21 protein-coding genes are annotated in these 18,913 nt (G+C 70.2%); 14 read left to right on the top strand and 7 right to left on the bottom strand.

Features of this window, described 5'->3' with window-relative positions; translation table 11 throughout:
• Window positions 1-99: 99 nt before the first annotated feature.
• From P3T37_RS11425 to P3T37_RS11450, 6 genes are all read left to right on the top strand, one after another.
• Window positions 100-1,305: an ATP-binding protein gene (locus tag P3T37_RS11425; RefSeq protein WP_280723401.1), complete on the top strand. Its 1,206-nt coding sequence runs from the start codon at window positions 100-102 to the stop codon at window positions 1,303-1,305.
• Window positions 1,302-1,703, top strand: a complete 402-nt coding sequence (locus P3T37_RS11430) for a roadblock/LC7 domain-containing protein (RefSeq protein ID WP_280723402.1) — start codon at window positions 1,302-1,304, stop codon at window positions 1,701-1,703. Before P3T37_RS11425 ends, P3T37_RS11430 begins: the two co-directional genes overlap by 4 nt.
• Window positions 1,700-2,077 (top strand): DUF742 domain-containing protein, encoded by a 378-nt coding sequence (locus P3T37_RS11435; RefSeq protein ID WP_280723403.1) that lies wholly within the window; start codon window positions 1,700-1,702, stop codon window positions 2,075-2,077. The genes P3T37_RS11430 and P3T37_RS11435 overlap by 4 nt, the downstream gene beginning before the upstream one ends.
• Window positions 2,052-2,663, top strand: a complete 612-nt coding sequence (locus tag P3T37_RS11440; RefSeq protein WP_280723404.1) for an ATP/GTP-binding protein — start codon at window positions 2,052-2,054, stop codon at window positions 2,661-2,663. Before P3T37_RS11435 ends, P3T37_RS11440 begins: the two co-directional genes overlap by 26 nt.
• 15 nt (window positions 2,664-2,678) lie before the next feature.
• Window positions 2,679-4,037, top strand: a complete 1,359-nt coding sequence (locus P3T37_RS11445) for a cytochrome P450 (RefSeq protein ID WP_280723405.1) — start codon at window positions 2,679-2,681, stop codon at window positions 4,035-4,037.
• Between the two features lie 225 nt (window positions 4,038-4,262).
• A complete protein-coding gene (locus P3T37_RS11450; protein WP_280723406.1) occupies window positions 4,263-5,396 on the top strand; it encodes a tryptophan dimethylallyltransferase family protein in 1,134 nt (377 codons plus the stop codon).
• 35 nt (window positions 5,397-5,431) lie between these two features.
• On the opposite strand, the gene P3T37_RS11455 is transcribed toward P3T37_RS11450, so the two are convergent.
• The 7 genes from P3T37_RS11455 to P3T37_RS11485 all read right to left on the bottom strand — a co-directional run bounded on the left by P3T37_RS11455 (window position 5,432) and on the right by P3T37_RS11485 (window position 12,415).
• On the bottom strand, window positions 5,432-6,721 hold the full coding sequence (locus P3T37_RS11455; RefSeq protein ID WP_280723407.1) for an NAD(P)-binding domain-containing protein: 1,290 nt from the start codon (window positions 6,719-6,721) through the stop codon (window positions 5,432-5,434).
• An 89-nt stretch (window positions 6,722-6,810) separates the two neighbouring features.
• The gene (locus P3T37_RS11460; RefSeq protein ID WP_348533232.1) at window positions 6,811-7,701 is read right to left on the bottom strand and encodes a helix-turn-helix transcriptional regulator; all 891 of its coding nucleotides are present in this window, start codon (window positions 7,699-7,701) and stop codon (window positions 6,811-6,813) included.
• A gap of 223 nt (window positions 7,702-7,924) precedes the next feature.
• Window positions 7,925-8,806, bottom strand: a complete 882-nt coding sequence (gene pucL, locus P3T37_RS11465; protein ID WP_280723409.1) for a factor-independent urate hydroxylase — start codon at window positions 8,804-8,806, stop codon at window positions 7,925-7,927.
• 17 nt (window positions 8,807-8,823) lie between these two features.
• Entirely contained in the window at window positions 8,824-9,903 is a 1,080-nt protein-coding gene (locus P3T37_RS11470; protein WP_280723410.1) for an HAD-IIIC family phosphatase, read from the bottom strand.
• A gap of 4 nt (window positions 9,904-9,907) precedes the next feature.
• Window positions 9,908-10,687 (bottom strand): methyltransferase domain-containing protein, encoded by a 780-nt coding sequence (locus P3T37_RS11475; protein ID WP_280723411.1) that lies wholly within the window; start codon window positions 10,685-10,687, stop codon window positions 9,908-9,910.
• 28 nt (window positions 10,688-10,715) lie between these two features.
• On the bottom strand, window positions 10,716-11,150 hold the full coding sequence (locus tag P3T37_RS11480) for a hypothetical protein (protein ID WP_280723412.1): 435 nt from the start codon (window positions 11,148-11,150) through the stop codon (window positions 10,716-10,718).
• 53 nt (window positions 11,151-11,203) lie between these two features.
• Window positions 11,204-12,415, bottom strand: a complete 1,212-nt coding sequence (locus P3T37_RS11485) for an MFS transporter (protein WP_280723413.1) — start codon at window positions 12,413-12,415, stop codon at window positions 11,204-11,206.
• Between the two features lie 597 nt (window positions 12,416-13,012).
• Here P3T37_RS11485 and P3T37_RS11490 point away from each other — a divergent pair.
• The 8 genes from P3T37_RS11490 to gatA all read left to right on the top strand — a co-directional run bounded on the left by P3T37_RS11490 (window position 13,013) and on the right by gatA (window position 18,909).
• Window positions 13,013-13,321: a hypothetical protein gene (locus P3T37_RS11490; RefSeq protein WP_280723414.1), complete on the top strand. Its 309-nt coding sequence runs from the start codon at window positions 13,013-13,015 to the stop codon at window positions 13,319-13,321.
• 156 nt (window positions 13,322-13,477) lie between these two features.
• Window positions 13,478-13,651, top strand: coding sequence for a hypothetical protein (locus tag P3T37_RS11495; protein WP_280723415.1), 174 nt, complete (start codon window positions 13,478-13,480; stop codon window positions 13,649-13,651).
• 125 nt (window positions 13,652-13,776) lie between these two features.
• Complete coding sequence (locus P3T37_RS11500) at window positions 13,777-14,826, top strand: ParB N-terminal domain-containing protein (protein ID WP_280723416.1); 1,050 nt, start codon at window positions 13,777-13,779, stop codon at window positions 14,824-14,826.
• 66 nt (window positions 14,827-14,892) lie between these two features.
• The gene (locus tag P3T37_RS11505) at window positions 14,893-15,405 is read left to right on the top strand and encodes a nucleoside deaminase (protein WP_280723417.1); all 513 of its coding nucleotides are present in this window, start codon (window positions 14,893-14,895) and stop codon (window positions 15,403-15,405) included.
• Window positions 15,406-15,433: 28 nt separating this feature from the next.
• Window positions 15,434-16,504 (top strand): aromatic ring-hydroxylating dioxygenase subunit alpha, encoded by a 1,071-nt coding sequence (locus P3T37_RS11510; RefSeq protein WP_280723418.1) that lies wholly within the window; start codon window positions 15,434-15,436, stop codon window positions 16,502-16,504.
• 40 nt (window positions 16,505-16,544) lie between these two features.
• Window positions 16,545-17,090, top strand: coding sequence for a nitroreductase family protein (locus P3T37_RS11515; RefSeq protein WP_280723419.1), 546 nt, complete (start codon window positions 16,545-16,547; stop codon window positions 17,088-17,090).
• A gap of 14 nt (window positions 17,091-17,104) precedes the next feature.
• A complete protein-coding gene (gene gatC / locus P3T37_RS11520; protein ID WP_280723420.1) occupies window positions 17,105-17,401 on the top strand; it encodes an Asp-tRNA(Asn)/Glu-tRNA(Gln) amidotransferase subunit GatC in 297 nt (98 codons plus the stop codon).
• A gap of 17 nt (window positions 17,402-17,418) precedes the next feature.
• Window positions 17,419-18,909 (top strand): Asp-tRNA(Asn)/Glu-tRNA(Gln) amidotransferase subunit GatA, encoded by a 1,491-nt coding sequence (gene gatA, locus P3T37_RS11525; protein WP_280723454.1) that lies wholly within the window; start codon window positions 17,419-17,421, stop codon window positions 18,907-18,909.
• Window positions 18,910-18,913 lie beyond the last annotated feature (4 nt).

Genomic DNA, 18,913 nt, shown 5'->3' on the forward strand with positions numbered 1-18,913 from the left:
TTCAGCCGATGATACGATCACCGAGCTTGCGGAGCGGCGGGTTCACCCTGCAATGGCTGGGATATAGCGGTCGGCAGTCAGTCGCCTGAAGAGAGTCTTATGACGAAATACACAGCGAACCCAGTGCTTTGGGCTCTTGCCCTCGTCCTTGTCGCCGTGGTCGCCCTCGTCGTCCGCCAGCGCAAGGCGGCTCTGGCGTTGCGGCAGGAGATCGACGGCCTCCGGGACCACTACTCCGATCTGGAGAACCAATATACCCAGTCCGTCGAATCAGCCAAGGAACAGGCTGACGAGGCGACAAAGACTGTGTTGAAGTCCGCTATGCGGACCCTGCAAGGCCTTGCCGCCGAACAGCAGTTGATCCTCTCCCGACTCCAGGGCAAGTACGGGGAGTCGGCCATTCTGCAGGATCTGCTGGAAGTCGACCACACCAACTCGCAGTTCGGGCGACGCGCGCAGTCCATCGCGGTGCTCTGCGGCGGCTGGCTGGGCCGGCACCGCGACACCGCCTCGGTCTACGACGTGGTGCGCAGCGCGCAGGGCCGCATCCGGCACTTCCGGCGCGTGGAGATCCTCTCCCAGGTGGACTTCGGCGTCTCCGCCAGGGCCGTCGAACCGGTGGCGCTGGCGCTCGCCGAGCTGCTCGACAACGCGACCAGCTACTCCAGCCCGGACACCGTCGTCGAGATCAACATCCGGACCGTCCCCAAGGGCGTCGTCATCGTCGTGGACGATGCCGGCGTCGGCATGAACGACGAGGAGCGGGCCCGCGCCGAGAAGCTGCTGAGCAGCGACCGGGTCTCGGGCGTCGCGGGGCTCGGCAATCCGCCGCAGTTCGGCATGGCGGTGATCGGCGTCCTCTGCGAGCGATTCGACTTCGAGGTGTCGGTGGACTCCTCCTCTCCCTACGGAGGGGTGCGCGCCGTGGTCCTGCTGCCGCACGAACTGCTCACCAACATGCCGGAGAAGCGGGTCCCCGCCGCGCCCGTGCCGGCCGCCCCGGCGCCGGCAGCAGCCCCGACCCCGGCACCGGCACCGGCGGCGGCACCAGCCGCGGGGTCCGAGCCCGAGGTCGTCGGCGAGACCGCCGACGGACTACCCCTTCGGCGGCGCAAGCGGCCGATGGCGATCGTGCCGCCCACCACGCCCGTCCCGGCCGCCTCGGCCCGCTCGGGCTCGGACACCGCGGCGATCATGGGCGCCTTCCAGCGGGGCACCCGGTCCGGCCGGGCCACGCAGCCGGACGACGCGGACCAGGCCACCAGCACACGTGGCGCAAGCAGTGAAGGGCATGAGGTCTCGTGAACGACGATCTGTCATGGATGCTCGACAGCGCCCTGGAGATTCCCGGGGCCCTGCACGCCGTCCTGATCTCCGCCGACGGTCTGTTGATGGCCCGAACGAAGGAGTTCGACAAGGACAACGCGGACCGGGTCGCCGCCGCGATGAGCGGAGTGCAGTCGCTCAGCCGGTCGCTCGGGTTCTTCTGCGGCGACCCCGGCCAGCGGTGGCAGCAGACCCTGGTCGAGTTCGACGGCGGCTGGGTGTTCCTGATCTCCGCCGGTGAGGGCGCCTACCTCGGCGTCTCCGCCTCGCTGGACATCGACATGCAGGACATCACCTTCCGGATGCAGCAGCTCGTCGGCCAGCTGGGCAAGGTCCTGGCGGCGCCGCCGCGCGAGAACTTCGGGGCGCTCCAGTGACAGCTCCCGAGGAGTTCGAGCTCGCGTCCGACGGCTTAGTCCGGGCGTACGTCATCACCAAGGGGCGAGGGCTGCCCGACGAGCAGCAGCTGTCCCTGATCACGCTGGTGACGGCGGCGCCCGACGAGGACCGGCGGCCTCAGCAGCTGTCACCGGAGGAGCAGCGGCTGCTGGACATCTGCTCCGCCGGCTACCTCTCGGTCGCCGAGATCGCGGGGCACACCAAACTGCCGCTGGGCGTGGTGCGGATCGTCCTGGCCGGACTCACCGAGGGCGGCCACCTGATCACCCGTGCGCCGGTGCCCCGCGCCCGCGACGCGGACCGGCGGCTCCTGGAGGAGGTACTCCATGGTCTTCAGACCAAGTTCGGCTGACGGACAGAGCCTGGACAAGCAGGACTACGTCCAGGGCGGAGCGACCCAGACGGCTGTGAAGATCCTCGTCGTCGGCCACTTCGCGGTGGGCAAGACCACGTTCATCGGCTCGATCTCCGAGATCGAACCGCTGTCCACCGAGGAGACCATGACTCGGGCGGCGGCGGCGGTGGACGACCTCAAGGGAGTCCGGGGCAAGACCACCACCACGGTCGCCATGGACTTCGGCCGGCTGACCGTCAGCGAGCGGGTGGTGCTCTACCTGTTCGGCACGCCCGGCCAGTTGCGCTTCGTGCAGATGTGGGAGGACATGGCCCGCGGCGCCCTCGGCGCGCTGATCCTCGTCGACCCCGAGCGGCTCGCCGACTCCTTCGCCGTGATCGACCTCATCGAGCAGTACGGCCTCGACTACGCGATCGCGGTGAACCACTTCGACGGCAATCCGCAGCGCGCCGAGGCGTCGCTGCGGGAGGCACTCGATCTTCTCGACGACACCCCCGTCGTCACCTGCGACGCGCGCGACGAGAAGTCGTCGGCCGCCGCACTGACCACACTGGTCCGGTATTTGCTGGACCGTGCCAGCTAGGAGCAACAAGCAGACATGGACGCTCGATCCTCCGCCTCGGTGGCGCCCCCGCCCGGATGCCCGGCCCACGGCAGCGGCGCCCGGGTCCCGCTGTACGGACCGGAGTTCGCGGCCGACCCGCATGCCTACTACTCCTACCTGCGCAGCTACGGGCCGACCGCGCCCGTCGAACTCGCTCCCGGGGTGGAGGCCACGCTCGTCACCGACTACTCGACCGCCCTGCAACTGCTGCAGGACTCCGCCTCCTTCCGTAAGGACGCGCGCCGCTGGCGGGCCTTCAACGAGGGCGAGGTCGCGCCGGACAGCCCGGTCGTTCCGCTGCTCGCCTACCGGCCCAACGCCATGTTCAGCGACGGCGCCGACCACCTGAGGCTGCGCCAGGCGGTCACCGACAGCATGGCCCGGGTCGACTCGCGCAAGCTGGCCCGCAGCACCGAGCAGGTGTCCGACTTCCTCATCGCCCAGTTCGGCTACCGCGGTTCGGCCGACCTGCTCGGCAACTACGCCCGGCAGCTGCCGCTCTTCGTGTTCAACGAGCTCTTCGGCTGCCCGGCCGACATCGGCGACCGGGTGCTCTTCGGCATCTCCGGGATGTTCGACGGCATCAACGCCGAGAACGCGGCCGCGGTGCTGTTCGGCGCGGTGGGCGAACTGGTGGCGCTCAAGCGGACCAGGCCCGGTGACGACGTCACCTCGTGGCTGATGCAGCACCAGGCCAAGCTGACGGACGAGGAGATGGTCCACCAGCTCGCCCTCCTGCTGGCCGCCGGCACCGAGGCGCTGGGCAACCTCATCGGGAACACGCTGCACCGGCTGCTCACCCACGACGCGTACGCGCACACCGGCGGGCTGATCGACGAGGCCATCGACGACACGCTGTGGGAGAACCCGCCGATGTCGAACCTCGCGCCGCACTATCCGGCGGCCGACATGGAGTTCGCCGGACAGCAGCTGCGGGCGGGCGATCTCCTGCTGGTCAGCTTCGCCGCCGCCAACAACAGCCCGATGCTCAGCGCGGAGCGGCAGGCGGGCAGCAGGGCCCACCTGGCGTGGGGCGCCGGCCCGCACGCCTGCCCGTCCAAGGACCCGGCCCGGCAGATCTCGGTGAGCGCCATCGAGAACCTGCTCAACCAGCTCCCGGACATCCAACTCGCCGTGCCCGAGGCGAGCCTGACCTGGCGTCCCGGTCCTTTCAGCCGGGGTCTCACCGCGCTGCCCACCCGGTTCACCCCGGTCGAGGCCGCCCGCCGACCCGCCCCGCAGGCCCGCCCGGAGCCGTCCGTTCGCGCCGAGCAGACAACCCAGCAGAACCGCACGTCCACGTCCGAACGGGGCGGGCGCTGGAGTCAGTTCCTCAACTGGCTGACGAAGTGACAGCCTGACAGATCCGGGCGTTTGACCGGTGCATGAAGGTTCAACAACGGGGGTATTGAGCAGCGCGATAGTCCCCCCGTCATTGATCCAGAACCAGGAGGGTGTCATGGAACCCGTTTCCAGCGATGCCGATCTGACCCAGCACCCCGAGGCGTCACACCCGCCGATACCCGCCCCATCGGGCGGGTATCGGCTTGTGGCCTCCGCTCTGCGGCAGGGGCGCCAGTGATCGGCCTCCGGCACAGACCCTCCGCCAGGACGCTCACCGCCCAGACGCTCGGCAGCCACACGGCGGGCCAACTGCTGCGGCTGTGCGAGGTCGTGGGGCTGGGCGAAGCCGCCGCCGCCGGCTACGCGCAGACCCTGACCGCGGCACTGGGCCCGACCGCCATGCGGCCGCTGGGTCTGGGCTCCGGCAGCAGCTCCTTCCTCTCCGACGACCACACGCCGGTGGAGTTCTCGCTCTCCTTCGCACCGGGCGAGGCCCCGACCCTGCGCGTGCTGCTGGAGCCGGGCGGCGGCCACGGCGGCCTGGCGCAGAGCGGGCGCGCCGGGCTCGCGGTCGTCCGCGAGCTCGCGCAGCGCTGGAACTTCTCCACCGACCGGCTCGACGAGCTCCAGGACCTCTTCTTCCCGCTGTCCCCGCAGGGCCCGCTGGCCCTGTGGCTGGCGCTGGAGCTGCGTCCCGGTGGCGCCCCCCGGGTCAAGGTGTACCTGAACCCCTCAGCGTCCGGAGCGGCCCGCGCTGCCGACACGGTGCGGGAGGCGCTGCGCCGGCTCGGCCACCACCAGGCGTTCGCGACGCTGCCGCAGTCCGACCGCGTCCTCTTCTTCGCCCTGGACCTGGGCGACTGGGACGTCCCCCGGGTGAAGGTGTACACCGCGCACCACGACCTGTCGGCCGCGGCCGCGGGGAGCCTGTCCCGGATGGAGGACGGCCCCGATCCCGCCGAGACCGAGGCGTTCTTCCGCGCGGCCTCCGGGCTTGCGGACGGCCAGGACACCCTGCTCGACCGCCGGCCCGTCCAGGCCTGCCACGCCTTCACCGAGACGGCGACCGGCCTGCCGGGCGGCTTCACCCTCTACGTCCCGGTGCGCGACTACGTCCGGCACGACGGCGATGCCCTGGGCCGGGCGCTGGTCCTGCTGGACCGCTACGGCATCGACTCGGCCCAGCTCGTGGACGCCCTGGCCGCCGTCACCTCGCGGCGCCTGGAGGACGGCGCGGGCCTCATCGCCTACCTGGCGCTCGCCCACCAGCAGGGCCGTCCGCCGCGGGTGATGGTGTACATCTCCTCGGAGGCCTACGAGGTGCGGCCACCGGCCGTGTCGGCGCCGCTGATCGCAGCCGTTCGCTGAGAGGGGCGGCAGGTCGGGGGCCTGCCGCCTGTCCGCTACGCCTCGCTCAGCTCCCGCAGATACGGGCCGACGTCGACCTGCACGGACGTGCCCTCGGTCAGCCCGTAGCGCTCCGCGATACCGCTCAGGTAGCCGTCGATCTCCTTGCGCATGACGTCCGCGGACGGCAGCGCGACGTCCCCGTCGACGATCCGCGCCACCCACCGCGCCTGTGCCTCCACCAGGCGCGTGATCGAGCCCACCGGGCGGATCAGGCCGACGAAGAGCAGCCCGGGCCGATCCGGCGCGACGATCCGCCGGTACAGCTCGACCGGCCCCTGCGGACCCGTCGGACACCCTGCGGCGAGGAACGGGAAGGCCATCCGGAAGCCGGTGCAGTAGACGATCGCGTCCGCCTCGACCGAGGTTCCGTCGGCGAAGGACACCCGGTCGCCGTCCAGCGAGGCGATCGCGGGCTTCGGGAGCACCGCGCCGTGCCGGATCCGGCTGAGGATCTCGTCCGAGATCGTCACGGCCGACGAGAAGATCGGGTGGTCGGGCTCGGGCAGCCCGTAGTCCGACAGCCTGCCGCGCGCCACCATCAGCGACTCCTCCACGAAGCGCTGCTGCTCCTCGAAGGACCTACCGGTGAACCACGACGCCTCGGCGATCAGGTCCACGGACATGCCGTACATCTGCTTCGGCACGATGTGCAGCCCCCGACGGACCGAGAGCACGGTCCGCTCGGCGTGCCGCGACAGGTCGGCGGCGATGTCCACCCCCGACGCCCCGAGGCCCACCACGACCACGCGCTGCCCGGCGAAGTCCCGGCCGTCCTGGTAGTCCATCGAGTGGAGAATCGTTCCGCCGAAGGAACTCGCGCCGGGCGGAAGGGGGTTCGGCAGAGCCGGCTCCGAATGGTGCCCGGACGCGACGATCACCTGGTCGAACGTGCGGACCACCTTGCCACCTGACGCGTCCCGGCTGGTGACCGTCCACCCCCCGCCGCGCCTCTTCCGCACGGAGAGCACCTCGGTCCGCAGCTCGATCCGCGGCAGCAGCCCGGCCCACTCGGCGAAGGACCGCAGATAGGCGGCGACATCACTGTGCCGAGGGTAGAGCGGCAGCTCGCAGGACATCGGGAAGTCGGCGAACCCGGTCAGCTGCTTGGCACTGTTCAGATGCAGCGCCCGGTACGCCGGACCCGCCTCACCCGCCCCCGGCATCCGCCAGATACCCCCGACATCCGGCGCCTTCTCCAGGCAGACGAAGTCGATCCCTCTCCCGCTGAGCGCGTACGCGGCTGCCAACCCCGACAGGCCCGCGCCTATCACACACACGCTCAAGGGTTCCTCCACAGGACAAATGCGACAAGTAGCCGAGCTAGGACGGCTCTTGATTGCCCAGCATATTCACGCCCCACACCTATGTGGACTTATCGCGTGGAAGGAAGCCAGCCGTCCTGGACGGCATGGACCCCGGCCTCGAAGCGGCTTCGCGCGTCGAGGCGCTCCAGCAGATCGGCGGCGATACGCCGAGCCGTCCGGGGAGAGACGCCGAGCTTCTTCGAGATGGCCTCATCCGTCATCCCGCTGGCCAGCAGTCGCAGGACCTCGGCCTCCTGACGGGTCAGGCCCTGGGGGTCGGGCTCCGGCTTGGTGCCGAACGGGGTTGCCGCCGCCCATACGGACTCGAAGAGGGCGCACAGCGCGGCGATGGTCCCCTCGCTGCGGACCAGTACGGCTCCCTTGCGGGCGTCCGTCACCTGGGCGGGCAGCAGGGCCTGCTTGCGATCGATGATGATCAGCCTGATGGGCAGACTCGCGGTGGTCCGCACCTCGCCGCCCCTGGCGCTCAGCCAGCTGACGTGCTCCTCGGTGGGCTGGTGGTTGCGGACGCTGTCCAGGTAGACGGTCCTCATCCGGATACCGCGGCTGAGCAGCGCCGCGTTGGGCTCGCGGCTCGCGGCCAGGTCCGCAGCGGAGTGGGCGCCGCCCGGCGCGAAGGTCATCACCTCCGACTCGGCGGTCTCCCCGAACCGTGCCAGCCGGTCGCGGATCTCCTCGACGCTCACCAGCTGCTCGGAGTCCGATTCCCTCCCGGTCGGCCCGAGCGCCGAGTACTCGGCGACGAGCTGTGCGGCAGCCACTCGGGAGGCCTCGACCTTGGCCTGCTGACGAGCGAGGAGCAGCTCCATGCCGAGCGCCGGAGCGACCGCGTGGAACCCGGTGCCGTCACTCTCCGACGGGCGGACGAGCGAGAGCGTGCTGAGCCGGTGCAGAGCCTCGCGGACCTCTGCCGCACCAGTCCCGTGACGTAGTGCCAACTCACCTATACCCTCCCCCGGGTGGGCCAGCATCGAACGATAGATCTGCTCCGACAGGGGATCAAGACCCAGGGTTTTCAGCATTCAGTGCTCTCATCGAAGATGTTACGACGATTGACAGCGACGAAGCATATGTGAGAAAAGCCTTTTGGCCCACCCTGTTGAATGCCATAGCTCGTGGGCTATGGATCCCTCTGGCTCAGCACACTCGGGGGGGGTAGGGTCAGGCGACCGGGATGACCGGGGTGACGCCCTCGCGGTGCACGGTGCCCTCGATCAGGCCGTACATCCGGTCGGCGGCGTAGTACACCTCGTTGTCGTTCTCCAGGTCGAAGGGGGAGAGGTCGACCAGGAAGTGGTGCTTGTTGGGCAGCTCCAGGCGGACCTCGTCCACCTCGGCGCGGTTGTCCAGCACCCGGGTGCCCATCGCGTGCAGCGTCTGCTGCAGCGAGTAGGAGTAGGTCTGCGCGAACGCCTCCAGCAGGTGGCGGCGCACCTGCGCGTAGGAGCGGTTCCAGTCCGGCTGGGCCTCGCCGTCCCGACCCCGGTAGCCGTGGGCCCAGCGGGCGGTGACCTGGGTGGCCAGGATCCGGTCGTAGGCCTCCCGCAGGGTGGTGTACCCGTCCTTGAGGTAGCCCGAGAACTCGGAGTCGGTCGTGTTCATCACGACCAGGTCCCTGAGGCCGGAGACCACCTGGACGCTCTCGCCGTCGTAGCCGATCTCGCTGGTGCGGACCTCGCCGCCGTCGCGCACGAAGGAGTGGCCGGTGTCCTGCGAGATCCGGTTCCAGGTGTACTCCTCGATCCGGATCCGGGCGCTGCGCACCGGCGCGGTGGCGTCGACGAAGTGCCGCGCCAGGGTGATGCCGAACGCCTCCGCCGACTCGATGCCGTACTCCCTGGCGAAGGCGTAGACGGTGTTCTTGGTGGTGTCGGTGGGCAGGCAGTTGGCGTTCGAACCGGTGAGATGAACGTCCTCGAAGTCGCCCTGGAGGGCGACCGAGACGTTCAGGTCCCTGATCTCGTGACGGATGCCGTCGCGGTGGACCCGGACGATCCGGTTCTCTGCCTTGCCGTACTGGTTCTGACCGAGCACGTGGGCCATCGTCGGCTCCTGACCGTCTAGTGGGTGGTGAGGTCCGGTGCGGTGAGTCGCATGGTGGTCGGGGCGTCCCGACGGGCGGGGTGCGCATGGAGGCGCTGGATCCCTTCGCCGTCGACGGGCGCGCCGAGAGCGCCGACGCAGTGGCAGGGGTCGTCGGTGAATCCGACGGACCGGTAGGCGCCGGCCATCAGCTGGTTGCGCTCGGTCGGCCGGAAGTCGGCGACGAGATGCACCCCGGCCTGCGCGGCCTGGTCGCTCAACCACTCCAGGACCACCTCGCCGGCGCGGAAGGAGGTGACCCGGCAGGAGGTGGCCGACAGCTTGAGATGCCACACGGTGGGGTGGGTCTCCAGGAGCAGCACACCGACGGTGCCGTGCGGGCCGTATCGATCCGCCATGGTGACGACCAGGAGCTCGTGGCCGGGATCCGCCAGCAGGGTGCGCAGCCGCGCCTCGCAGTAGTGCACACCCGTCGCGTTCATCCGGGTCGTGCGCAGCGTGATCTCCTCGACCCGGCTCAGTTCTTCGCCGGTCGCCCGGCTGATGCGCATCGTCGTGTCCAGGGTCCGCAGGAACTCCTCGTCCGGCCCGGCGAAGGTCTCCTGTTCGGCTTCCCGCTGGAAGCCGGCCTGGTAGATCCGGCGCCGATGGGCCGACTCGACGGTCACCGTCTCCAGGCTGAACTCCGGTAGCTCCGGCAGGGACCGGACCTGTTCGGCGCGGTAGGTGCGGACGTCGGGCAGCTGGTAGCTGACCTCGGCCCGTTCGGCGGGTTGGTCGTCGATGAACGCCATGGCGCAGTGGGCGAAGTTCAACTGGCCTGCGACGGCACGGACGGCGTTGGACTTCGCCCCCCAGTTGATCTGGGGGAACATGAAGTACTCGGCGAGGCCCAGTTCTTGCAGGCGCTGCCAGGCGAGGTCGTGGTCGTTCCTGCTGGAGACCGACTGCAGGATGCCGCGGGAGTCGAGGACCTCGATGACCCTGCGGACGTCCTCGGACACCTGCACGGTGTCGTCCTCGAGGAGAGTTCCGTGCCACAGGGTGTTGTCCAGGTCCCAGACCAGGCACTTGACCGGGGAGGGGTGCTCGGGCATGCCGTCAGCCTCCGAGGACGAGCCGGACTGCGACGGCTGTCCCTTCCTGACGGGAGTCGGCCAGCGTCCACGGGCTGTCCCGGACGAGTTCGGCCACCTCGTCGACCGAGGCGAAGAGGTAGTCGAACCACGGGGTGGCGGTGGCCAGATGGCGGATGCGCACGTGGTTCTGGCCGGGAAGGCGCCCGGCGCGGCGGTTCCGTTCGCGGTAGGCGATGTGTTCCGGGATCCGGGTGTGCTGGAGATCGCGGGTGGTCGCCAGGATCTGCGTGCCCGGGTGGGCGAGCTGTGCCAGCTGGGCCAGCACCCCGGGGGCCGCCTCCCTGCTCTGCAGGAAGCCGAGGTTGTTGCCCAGCAGCAGCAGTGTGTCGAAGGTGCCCAGGGCCTCGGATCCGCCGAGCTCACCGTGGACCACCTCCAGACCGCGCTGCCTGGCCACCGCGACCGCCCCCGGGGATGAGTCGAGGCACAGCACGTCATGGCCGGCGGCGGCCAGGACGGTCGCGTGCCGCCCGGGCCCGCTACCGATGTCGAGGATCCGGCCGGCGGCCTGCTCGCAGGCCCAGCGCTCGGGCCCGTGCCACTGGCTGGGGTCGGCGAACCAGTGCGCCGTGTCGTTGACCGAGATGGCGCCGTCGATCCGCTCCAGGACCTCGAAGACGGATCCCGGGCGACCGCCGTCGGCCCAGCAGCGCGTGACGAGTTCGCCGAAGACGTCGGCGATCCGCGGTTCGCCCCGCTGGTCGTCCATCCGGCCGGGTGCGGTGGTGAGTTGCGTGGTCATGGTCTCTCCATGAGATGTCAGACAGCCCTTAAACCTGGTCGGCTGCCACGTTCGGGTTCGCGATGCGCATCGACAGCTCGTCGTCGACCCGGACGTCGTGGACGACGAGGGGGCAGCGCCTGCATGCGTCGGCTCCGGTCTGCTGCCACCACTTGCAGCGGGGGCGGAGGTGGCAGCGCGGGAGGCTGGAGTCCTCCACGGCCGGGGCGTGCAGGGCGGTCTTGGTGACCAGCCCGCAGCTGTCACCGATGCGCTGGTGGCAGGAGGCGTAGCAGTGGCCGGCGAAGCGGAGCACTCGGGTGGGGATGACGTCCGGCGGCAGCAGGGCCACCGCCTCGGCTGCGGGCACCGGCGTGTCCAGATAGGTCAGGCCGTCGGAGTCGGCATGGATGCCCAGCACGACCGCCTCCGGCCGGTCCGGCTTGGCACTCGGGCACCATGCGACGTTCTCTTGATCGTCCAAGGGGGGTTCCCTCCTCTGAAGGGGACTTTGAAGGGGACGGACCGGGCGGGATTTCAGGGCGCCGCAGGGGACGGCTGCGGCGCGAGGAAGAGCGAGCGCAGGCCGGGGGTGAGAGCCAGCGTGACCGTGCCGGAGGCCGCTGCCAGCAGGACCATCGCCCTGGCCGGTGAGGTGTACTGGGCCAGCGCACCGGCGAGGGCGGCGGCGACACCCTGCACGGCGAGCATCCCGGAGGTGTGCAGGCCCAGGGCGTGCCCGCTCAACTCGTCCGGCGTCAGGGCCATCAGGCGTTCCTGGAGCACCAGGCTCGCCCCGTACCCGACCGAGGCGAGGAGCGCGGCGGCCACCGCGAGGGGCAGCACCGGGTGGAAGGCGAAGACCAGGTACGGGAGGGCGAGCAGCAGACGCAGTGGAGTGGCGAGCCGTGCGCGTCGGCCGGGGGGAACGAAGCGGCCGAGGACGGTGTCGCCGGCGAGCATGCCGACCGCCGTGGAGGCGAACAGGAGCCCGGCGTGCTGCGGAGCGTAGGGGATGAACAGCGACTCGCAGCCGACGATCAGCCCGCTGGGCACCCACAGGGCCAGGTAGATGTGGCGGCGGGCGGAGGAGGACCACAGCAGGGCGTTGTTCCGCCAGGTCGCCCTGACGGACGGCCTGCCGGTGGCCCGCGGGGGGCGCCTGGTGAGGCCGAGACGGGCGGCGGCCGCGGACGCGAGGAACAGCGCCGCGCCGGCCAGCAGGGCACCGCGCGGGGACAGGGTGGTCACGAGGACGCCGCCGACGGCGAATCCGCCGATCTGCACCACGCCGACCGCCATGTTGAGCACCGAGCGGCCGAGCAGGTAACTCTCCCTCGGGAGGATCTCGTTGAGCAGCGCGAAGCGGACGCCGACGCCCACGGACGACAGCGTTCCCAAGCTCAGGACGAGGGCGAGGACGGCCCACACGGGAAGGCCGGGGGTGGCCTGGGCCGCGGTTCCCACGCCGAAGGCCGCTGCCAGGCCGGCCAGTGCCGCGCGCGGCGGTAGCCGGTCGGCCGCCGACAGCAGCGCGCTCGCGCCGAGCAGGTGGCCGAGGGAGGGGCCGAACATGCTGAGGGCGGCCAGCAGCGGTGAGGCGGTCGCTGAGTAGATCAGCACGCCGAGGGCCAGACCACTGACCGTCAGTGCCGTCACGTACGCCGTGCCGGACAGGAACAGCGCGCCGAACTCAGGTGTCCGGAAGAGTTCCCGGTAGGTGCGCGGATGGTGCTGCGTCGCCGGCATCCGAAGCCGCTCCGTTCGATCCTGCCCGCGAGCCGCGGTGGCGATGGTGGAAAGGGATTGCCCGCCGGAGCCGGCACGGACGCCCAGGAGAACGTTCTCTTGTGCGTCCATGCCGGACGTACTCCTCCTGCCGGGCCGTCGCTCAGTCAGGTCGGTCAGCCGCCCATCTCGTAGCGGTAGCTCGCCGCGGCAGGGGCCGCCTGGACGCGGGCGGCAGCAGCACGAATGGCCTTCTGGAGTTCGCTGACTCCGATTCTCTTCTGCATGAGATGTCTCCCAGTTTCATTGAAATCTCCTGGAGCTTTGCGGGCTCCGTCGTGGCTCCGAGGCTAGGCAGTCACGATTATCGGAGTCAACGAGCGCCTGAACACGGGAACAGCCAATTCCCGAAGTGCCCAAGTGACAGCAGTTGGCAGTTGAACGGATTCGCCTCCGGGCACTCCGGTCGGGGGACCCTGGCCCCTGACCTGCACCCGGTCCGCGTCCGGTCCCCGTGGCCGTGGCGGTCCGGGCGCCGGGAGGACTGTTCCGGCCGTGGCATAAATTGTCCACATTGGCAGGCTATCGCCGCGATTGATATTCAATGACCATTGATGCGTGTATCTCATCCATGCTCAGTTCGCCGCGGACAGCGGTGCCGTTTTCCCCGAGGGTGCCGAGGACATCGCGAGGCGATGTGCGCGGCCCGCGGACCGCCTTGAGCACGTCGTGCTGCATCCGGACGCGGTCGGGGGGGCGGTACTGGGCCTGTTCCTGCTGAGCGCCTCCCTGGCGGAGGCGGAGCAGACCGCCCGGGATCTGTCTGTGCGCGCTCTGGAGACAAGTCCGGAATTGCTGGGGTTTCGGCTCCTCAGCTGCCGGGCCGCCGTGCCGGCCGCCTACTACGACAGGCTGCTCAGGGAGTAGGCGACGGCGTACCGGACCGGGTCCGCCAGGTCAACTTGGACAAAATATGCCAGTGCATATTTTGTCCAGGGCGGAACCCTTCCCGCAGGGCCCGTTCGAGGGCAGAGTTCATGGTGTCGGAGCTGGGAAAATCGCTTGACTATAGGAGCACTTGCAATGTCCGTCATTCGTCGCACCCTCGTTCTTCCCCTTATCGCCGCGGGCCTGGTGCTGCTCGCGCCGGCTCATCAGGAGGCCGGAGCGAACACCGCCGTTCGGGCAGACGCACCGGTGGCAGCGGTGGCCGCGCCCGCGCCCGTCGTCCCCGGCGACCTGACCTGGGGGGCGTGACCTCCGCGCTGTTGCGGGCACGCGTCGGCCGGAGAATTGCCCGCGTCATGCTGTTGTTCTATGGCAAGCCTATCCATTTCATTTGCTTATGGCCATGCCCTGACTTGTGCCAACAAGGAGTCGGTGTGAATACGCGTCAGCGAGCGGTGGATGCCGCGGGTGAGAATTCGGACTACCTGATCGCGCTGCGGGACAAAGGGCTGAGGGACCTTCCGGTCGAGCTCGTCCGGCTCGACGGACTCACCATCGTCTCGACCCCGCGCGTGGCCGGTGAGGATCTCGAGTACGCCCGCACGCTCGCCGAGACCGAAGCGGCCCTCCCCCCGATCACCGTGCACCGCGCGACGATGAAGGTCGTCGACGGCGTGCATCGGGTGCGGGCCGCCGCACTGCGCGGGCAGGAGCACATCGACGCCCGGTTCTTCGACGGGAACGAGGAGGACGCGTACCTCCTGTCGGTCGCCATGAACGTCGCCCAGGGACGCCCGCTGTCCCTGGACGACCGGGTGGCGGCCGTCACGCGGATCCTCACGTCCCATCCGCAGTGGTCGGACCGGGCCGTGGCATCCATCGCCGGCCTGTCGGCACCAAAGGTCGCGGAGGTTCGCCGCCGGCTGGGCGACGGCCAGGAGCCGGGAGCGACCAGGATCGGCCGGGACGGCCGGGCCAGACCGCTCAACTGCGCGCATGCCCGCACCCTCGCCAGCCAGCTGATCAGGGAGAACCCGGAGGCGTCGCTGCGCCAGATCGGCAAGAAGGCCGGCATCTCGCCGGCCACGGTGGCCGACGTCCGGGACCGCATGCTCCGCGGTGACGACCCCGTGCCGTCCCGCCAGCGCGTGCTGGCTTCCGTCGAGCCGCTCCCACGGCGCAAGGTGCAGCACGCCGAGGCCGGCCATGCCGTTCTTGAGATGAGGTCACCCGCCGAGCTGCTGTCGATGTTCGACGCACTGCGGCGCGATCCCTCGCTGCGGTTCAACGAGTCGGGGCGGACGGTCCTGCGGATGCTGGAGGCCTGCGCCCTCGTCGCCCGGGACCAGAAGCGGATCGCCTCGGTCGTCCCCGTGCACTGCAAGGGCCCGATGTCGGAGCTGATGCGCGGGTTCTCGGACGTCTGGAAGGGGCTCGCCGACGCGTTGAAGCAGGACGAGTTCGTCGAGGCGGAGTCCGGCTGAGCTCCGCGGCGTGGCCTCGCCGCACTCTCCAACCTCCCGTACATCCACATCTGAAGGGGCTTTCCGATGTCCATCACCCAATGGCCCGTGGTCACCCAGAACCCAAGCTCCGCTCAGGAGGAAGCCTGGATGGGGTTGGCGCTCGACCTGGCCGTCGAGAACGTCGGCGCGGGCGGCGGTCCGTTCGGCGCGGTGGTCCTGCGCGACGGCGAGATCCTGGGCCAGAGCGGCAATCGCGTCACCGAATCCCACGACCCGACCGCGCACGCGGAGATCATGGCGATCCGTGCGGCCTGCCGCACCATCGGGGACTTCAGACTGGACGGGGCACTGCTGGTCAGCTCGTGCGAGCCGTGCCCCATGTGCCTGACGGCGGTGCTCTGGGCCCGGGTCGAGCGAGTCGTGTTCGCGGCCGACCGGCACGACGCGGCGGACGCCGGCTTCGACGACCTGGAGTTCTACCAGCTGCTCGAGCGGCCGCGCTCCACCTGGTCCGTGCCCGTCACCCGGCTTCCCCACCGCCGCGCGAGCCGGCCCTTCGAGACCTGGACGTCCTACGCGGACCGGATCGACTACTAGCCCCGCCGACGAAAGAGCGCTGCCTCCCATGACCGTCCCCGCGCGCGAAGTGCCCGCACAGAACCGGCTCCGCGGCCTGACCCGCCGTGAACTCACCCAGTCCGACCCGATGCTCGACTGGTGGCACCCGGTCGGGTACGCCTCGGACCTCGCGACAACCCCGCGACAGACCGTACTTCTGGGCCGCGCCCTCGTGCTGTGGCGCGACGAGAACGGCACCGCCCGCTGCCTGCGCGACCTCTGCGTGCACCGCGGGACGGCGCTCTCCCTCGGCGAGGTCCAGAACGGGCAGATCACCTGCCCGTACCACGGTTGGCGCTTCACCGGAGACGGCCGCTGCACCTCGATTCCGCAGTTGCCGGCGGACCGTCCCATCCCCGCGGGGGCGGCGGTCCCCGCGTTCCGCTGCGAGGAGCGCTACGGGCTGATCTGGGTGTGCCTGGGCGAACCGCGGGCGGACATCCCCGACTTCCCCGAATGGGACGACTCGGGCTTCCGCCATGCGGCCTGCCCCCCGTACACCTGGCGGACCAACGCCGCCCGCATGGTCGAGAACTTCACCGACTTCGGCCACCTGGGCTGGCTGCACGACGGCCTGCTGGGGATGCGCAGCGACCTGGTCGTGCCCGAGCACACGGTCCAGCGCACCGGCCACGAACTGCGCTACAACCTGACCATGAACGTGCCGTCCGCCGGAGGCGTCAACGATCTCCAGGACGCGGCCGGCACCATGACCAACACCTACGTGCTGTCACTCCCGCACGCGATCCACCTGCGCAGCCACTACCCGGACACCGGGCACAGCCGGGTGCTGTTCTTCGCGGCGCAGCCGGTCGACGAGCAGACCTCGATCGGTTACTGCTACCAGTCCCGCGACTTCGACCTGGAGGGCGACGACCAGGTCTACATCTCCTTCCAGGAGACCCTGGCCGAGCAGGACCGGGTCGTGGTCGAGAGCCAGCGCCCCGAGCAGCTGCCGATGGACATCGCCGACGAGCTGCACCTGAAGTTCGACCGCGTCGCGGTCGAGTACCGCAAGGCGCTTGCCGATCACAGCCCGGCAGCACGAGAGTCCCAGCACCGCGGATGGATCTCCTAGTCCGCTCTCCCCCACCTAGGCGATGGTCTCCATGGATGTCATGACAGCGATACTCACCCGGCGGAGCGAACAGGTTCTGGTTGAACCATCGCCCAGCGCAGGCGAGTTCACCTACCTGCTGCGAGGCGCGGCCGCCGCCCCGGACCACGGGACGCTCCGCCCCTGGCGCTGGATCACCCTGCACGGGACCGACCGCGAAGCCCTCGCCGACTGCCTCGCAGAAGAGGCCGGCGCAGAGGAACGGCCGCAGATCGAGCGCGGCATCCTGGGCGCCCCGATGCTCGCGGCTCTGGTCTTCGCTCCGGAGCAGGACCACGACGTCCCGGAGTGGGAGCAGCTGGCCGCGACCAGCGCCATGGCCCATGCGCTGATGCTCCTGCTGCACGCCCGCAACTACGGCAGCATCTGGCGGACCGGGCGTCTCGCCACCAGCCCGGCGGCCCGGACCGTGCTCGGACTCGCCGCCGGCGAGAGGCTGCTGGGAGCGCTGAGCATCGGCACCCCCCGGACCGCGCGCCGACTCCTCCGCAAGCCGATGGCGGATGTCGCCTCCCGCGTGTCGGCCTTCCCCCGGATTCACCAGTAGACGAAAGGCACTCCATGCCCGGCATCACCCGCGAGGAGGTCGCCCACCTCGCCCGGCTGTCGCGTCTGGAGTTGCAGGCGGAGGAGCTGGACCACTTCGCCGAGCAGCTCGACGTGATCATCGGCGCGGTCGCCCGCGTTTCCGAGGTCGCCGGACTGGACGTCCCGCCGACCTCCCACCCGCTGCCGCTGACCAACGTCATGCGCGCGGACGAGGTCCGGCCCTCGCTCACCCCGGAGCAGGCGCTGTCCGGTGCTCCGGCCGCCGAGGAGCAGCGTTTCCGCGTGCCGCAGATTCTGGGGGAGGACTAACACCCATGACCGACCTCATGACCGACCTCATCAAGTACACCGCCGCCGACACGGCCACCGCCATCGCGAGCGGCCAGGTCAGCGCGGTCGAGGTGGCCCAGGCCCACCTGGACCGGATCGACGCCGTCGACACGTTGGTCAACGCCTTCCTGCACGTCGACACCGAAGGCGCGCTGGCGACCGCTCGTTCCGTCGACGACAGGCGGGCGCGCGGCGAGAAGCTCGGCCCGCTGGCCGGCGTGCCGCTCGCGCTCAAGGACGTCTTCACCACCAAGGGCGTGCCGACCACCTGCGGATCGAAGATCCTGGAGGGATGGATCCCGCCCTACGACGCGACGCTGACGTCCCGTCTGAAGGACGCGGGCGTGGTCATCCTCGGCAAGACCAACATGGACGAGTTCGCCATGGGGTCCTCCACCGAGAACAGCGCCTACGGCCCCACCCGCAACCCCTGGGACCTCACCCGCGTTCCGGGCGGTTCCGGCGGCGGTTCGGCCGCGGCGCTGGCCGCGTACCAGGCGCCGCTGGCGATCGGCACCGACACCGGCGGCTCGATCCGCCAACCTGCCGCCCTGACCGGCACGGTGGGTGTGAAGCCGACCTACGGCTCGGTCTCCCGCTACGGCCTGGTCGCCTACTCCTCCTCGCTCGACCAGGGCGGCCCGTGCGCCCGCACCGTGCTGGACGCGGCGCTGCTGCACGAGGCGATCGCCGGCCACGACCCGCTGGACTCGACCTCCATCGACGCGCCTGTCCCGGCCGTCGTCGCGGCCGCCAAGCTGCGCGACGTGCGCGGCATGCGGATCGGCGTGGTCAAGGAGTTCGCGGGCGAGGGCTACCAGGCCGGTGTCATGCAGCGGTTCAACGAGAGCGTGGAGCTGCTGCGCGAGTTGGGCGCCGAGGTCGTCGAGGTCTCCTGCCCGTCGTTCACTCTCGCGCTGCCGGCGTACTACCTGATCGCGCCGAGCGAGGCCTCCTCCAACCTGGCCCGCTTCGACGCGATGCGCTACGGCCTGCGGGTCGGCGACGACGGCCTCGCCTCCTCGGAGCAGGTCGCCGCGCTCACCCGCGGAGCCGGCTTCGGCCCGGAGGTCAAGCGCCGGATCATCCTGGGCACCTACGCGCTCTCCTCCGGGTACTACGACGCCTACTACGGCTCGGCCCAGAAGGTCCGCACGCTGATCTCGCGCGACTTCGACGCGGCCTTCGCGGGCGTGGACGTGCTGGTCTCGCCGACCATGCCGACCACCGCGTTCCCGATCGGCGAGCGGGTGGACGACCCGATGGCGATGTACCTGGCCGACCTCTGCACGATTCCGTCGAACCTCGCGGGCAACGCGGCCATGTCGCTGCCCTGCGGGCTCGCCCCGGAGGACGGTCTCCCGGTCGGCCTGCAGATCATCGCTCCCGCGATGGCGGACGACCGCCTGTACCGGGTGGGCGGCGCCGTCGAGGCCGCACTCGACGACAAGTGGGGCGAACCGCTCCGGACGATCGGAGCGCTGTGAACTA

Origin of the sequence: Kitasatospora sp. MAA4 (genome assembly GCF_029893355.1) — a bacterium.
In the GTDB taxonomy this organism is placed as follows: Bacteria; Actinomycetota; Actinomycetes; order Streptomycetales; family Streptomycetaceae; genus Kitasatospora.

Bases quoted from the DNA above. Each gene is read 5' to 3' on its own strand.
- P3T37_RS11425 (WP_280723401.1), top strand. From the start codon at position 100: ATGACGAAATACACAGCGAACCCAGTGCTTTGGGCTCTTGCCCTCGTC.
- P3T37_RS11440 (WP_280723404.1), top strand. From the start codon at position 2,052: ATGGTCTTCAGACCAAGTTCGGCTGACGGACAGAGCCTGGACAAGCAG.
- P3T37_RS11445 (WP_280723405.1), top strand. From the start codon at position 2,679: ATGGACGCTCGATCCTCCGCCTCGGTGGCGCCCCCGCCCGGATGCCCG.
- pucL (WP_280723409.1), bottom strand. From the start codon at position 8,806: ATGGCCCACGTGCTCGGTCAGAACCAGTACGGCAAGGCAGAGAACCGG.
- P3T37_RS11470 (WP_280723410.1), bottom strand. From the start codon at position 9,903: ATGCCCGAGCACCCCTCCCCGGTCAAGTGCCTGGTCTGGGACCTGGAC.
- P3T37_RS11475 (WP_280723411.1), bottom strand. From the start codon at position 10,687: ATGACCACGCAACTCACCACCGCACCCGGCCGGATGGACGACCAGCGG.
- P3T37_RS11485 (WP_280723413.1), bottom strand. From the start codon at position 12,415: ATGCCGGCGACGCAGCACCATCCGCGCACCTACCGGGAACTCTTCCGG.
- P3T37_RS11495 (WP_280723415.1), top strand. From the start codon at position 13,478: ATGTCCGTCATTCGTCGCACCCTCGTTCTTCCCCTTATCGCCGCGGGC.
- P3T37_RS11505 (WP_280723417.1), top strand. From the start codon at position 14,893: ATGTCCATCACCCAATGGCCCGTGGTCACCCAGAACCCAAGCTCCGCT.
- P3T37_RS11510 (WP_280723418.1), top strand. From the start codon at position 15,434: ATGACCGTCCCCGCGCGCGAAGTGCCCGCACAGAACCGGCTCCGCGGC.
- P3T37_RS11515 (WP_280723419.1), top strand. From the start codon at position 16,545: ATGACAGCGATACTCACCCGGCGGAGCGAACAGGTTCTGGTTGAACCA.
- gatC (WP_280723420.1), top strand. From the start codon at position 17,105: ATGCCCGGCATCACCCGCGAGGAGGTCGCCCACCTCGCCCGGCTGTCG.
- gatA (WP_280723454.1), top strand. From the start codon at position 17,419: ATGACCGACCTCATCAAGTACACCGCCGCCGACACGGCCACCGCCATC.